2 protein-coding genes are annotated in these 2,769 nt (G+C 66.4%); both read left to right on the forward strand.

The genetic code is table 11. The annotated features are described in order from the left end of the window. The coding region (locus ACRDUX_RS10590) for a DUF4032 domain-containing protein (RefSeq protein WP_526413637.1) at nt 1-977 on the forward strand (977 nt) is incomplete at its 5' end. Nucleotides 978-1,094: 117 nt separating this feature from the next. After that, complete coding sequence (locus tag ACRDUX_RS10595) at nt 1,095-2,588, forward strand: HNH endonuclease signature motif containing protein (RefSeq protein ID WP_526413639.1); 1,494 nt, start codon at nt 1,095-1,097, stop codon at nt 2,586-2,588. The last annotated feature ends 181 nt before the right edge of the window (nt 2,589-2,769 follow it).

The raw sequence follows: 2,769 nt of genomic DNA on the forward strand, positions 1-2,769 counted from the left end.
CCGCGATCCTGGTCACCCGGTACCTGCAGGGCTCTTGGCAGTACCGCAGGCTGTTCATGCGTCTGCCGCCCGACCAGCCGAGGCAGCGGGCGCGCCTGCTGGATGCGATGGCGGGTCTGTTGGTGGAACTGCACCGCCACGGAGTCTTCTGGGGCGACTGCTCGTTGGCGAACACCCTGTTCTCCCGCGACGGGCAGCTTCTCCAGGCCTGGCTCGTCGATGCCGAGACCTCCGAAGTGCATCCGTCGCTGAGTCGTGGGCAGCGCAGGTACGACCTCGAGATCCTGGTGGAGAACGTGGCGGAGGGGCTCGTCGACCTCGCCGAGCGGATGGAACTGCCGGAGGAGATGCACGCCATCCTGATCGCGGAGGCCGAACAGGTTCAGGTGCGCTACGACACGCTCTGGGAGCTGTTGCACGCCGAGCCGGTCTTCGGATTCAACGACCGGTACCGGGTCGAGGGGACCATCCGCAGACTCAACGATCTCGGCTTCGCCGTCGACGAGCTGTCGCTGCAACCCGATAGCGCCGACCCGAGCCGGTTGCGGGTCCACGTCGCCGTGGGTGACCGCCGCTATCACGCCCAGCATCTACAAGAACTGACCGGACTCGACGTCGGTGAAGGGCAGGCCCGCATCCTGCTCGGCGACCTGCATGCCTACCAGGCGCAGCTGTGTCTGGAGGCCGGTCACGACGTCGACGAGTCGACGGCCGCGCGGCTGTGGCAGATCGAGGTGCTCACGCCGTACGAGCAACTGGCTCACTCGATGGTGCGCAATACCGGCACGCCCATCCAGGCCTACTGCGATCTGCTCGAGGTGCGATGGCTGTTGAGCGAGAAGGCCGGTCGCGACGTCGGCACCAACCAAGCCCTTGCGGCGCTCGCCGGCGACGTCCCCTTGGACTCCGCAGCGAAGTTGGTGATCGCCGAGGTGCCGACCGAGCCGTTCGCGGTGCTGTCGATCGACGACGACTAGCTTGAATCCGTTGTGCCACAATGGATTCGGACTTTCCGCGATGGTGCATCGGGCTTCTTAGCGAATTCTTCGGAAAAGCGTCGCGGAACCTTTAGAGATCGAACGTATGTTCGAGACATGGGAGCGGAATCCATGCAGGCGGCGGTAGTCGCCTTGCGGGCGGCGTACGACGCCATGGCCGCGCTGCCCGTCGATGCACTCACCAAAGGCGAGTTGGTCGGGGTCCTCGACGAGCTCGAAACGCTCACGTGTCAACTGCCCGTTCAGGGCCACCGCATGCTGGTCCGCTTGCAGGCCGAGACGACGCCGAAGGCGATGGGCGCCAAGTCTTGGCGCGACGTGCTGGCGATCCGGTGGCGAATATCGCCCAGCGAGGCCGGCCGTCGACTCGACGAAGCAGCCATATTGGGGCCGCGCCAAGCGTTGAGCGGCGAACCGCTCGATCCGGTGCTGCCGTGCACGGCGATCGCGCAGTCCCACGGAGTGATCAACCGTGAACACGTGCGGATTCTGCGTGAGGCGATGGAGCACATCCCACCTGCGATCGACGCCACCACCCGTGCCCAGATCGAGGCCGATCTGGCTCGGACCGCAATGACTGTTGGGCCAAAGGAACTCAAGGACAACGCCGACCGGACCCTGTTCCTGCTCGACCAGGACGGCCCCGAGCCCGACGACGCCGAGCGCGCGCGTCGCCGCGGCGTGACGAAGGCACCCCAGCGGCCCAACAAGATGGTCCAGATCAAGGCCAACCTCACCCCCGAAGGGTGGGCCATCTTCGAGGCGATCTTCGCCAAGTTGGCGGCACCCGGGATGTGCAACCCGGCCGACGAGCACCCGTGCATTTCGGGGACCCCGACCCAGGGGCAGATCGACAACGACCACCGCACGCTTGCTCAGCGTCAGCACGACGCGCTCGTGGCGAGTGGGCGGAGCGTGCTGGCCAGCGGTGAACTCGGGCAGCACAACGGGTTGCCGACGTCGATCATCATCCGCACGACGTTGCAAGACCTCGAGAGCCGCGCCGGGGTCGGCGTCACCGGCGGTGGCACCGTAATGCCGATCACCGACGTGATCCGATTGGCTGCTGAACGTTCCAACCAGTACCTTGCGGTGTTCGACAAGGCCACCGGGTCGGCACTGAACCTCTTCCGCGCCCGCCGCGTCGCCTCGCCTTCACAGCGGATCATGCTGATCGCCCGCGAGGGCGGCTGCACCAAACCTGGCTGCACCGTGCCCGCGTACGGCAGCCAAGTCCACCACGCTGCCCGCGATTGGGCCCACGGTGGACAGACCAATGTCGACGAACTCGGCCTGGCGTGCGGGCCTGATAACCGCATGGTCGGCCCCGGAGGCTGGACCACCCGCATCAACGGCCAAAACGACGTCGAGTGGATCCCACCGGTACAGCTCGATACCGGCCAGGCGCGCGTCAATGACTATCATCGCCCCGAACGACTCCACCGGCCACCCGATGACGAGGCAGTGGCCGACGATATACCAGCCACCCAAGGCGACAGCCAGACCCACTGGCTCGAGCCGCGGGGCGCTGAGATCGATGACCGACCAGGCCGGCCGGAACCCGGTGGGCCAGAACCCAACGCGGCGTAACACCGCGTTGATGGCGGCCGCCAAGTGAAGCTGGATCACGGGCTCCTCGCCCGGGTTCACGCCGAACGGTGGCTGCGGGTAATACCGTGTGATGGTGGAGCGCTACGAGCGGGTGAAACTGACCAACCCCGACAAGGTGCTCTACCCCGCCACCGGCACCACCAAGGCCGAGGTGTTCGAG

It is taken from the genome of Mycobacterium sp. (genome assembly GCF_050701675.1).
Taxonomy (GTDB): domain Bacteria; phylum Actinomycetota; class Actinomycetes; order Mycobacteriales; family Mycobacteriaceae; genus Mycobacterium.

Bases quoted from the DNA above. Each gene is read 5' to 3' on its own strand.
- ACRDUX_RS10595 (WP_526413639.1), top strand. From the start codon at position 1,095: ATGGGAGCGGAATCCATGCAGGCGGCGGTAGTCGCCTTGCGGGCGGCG.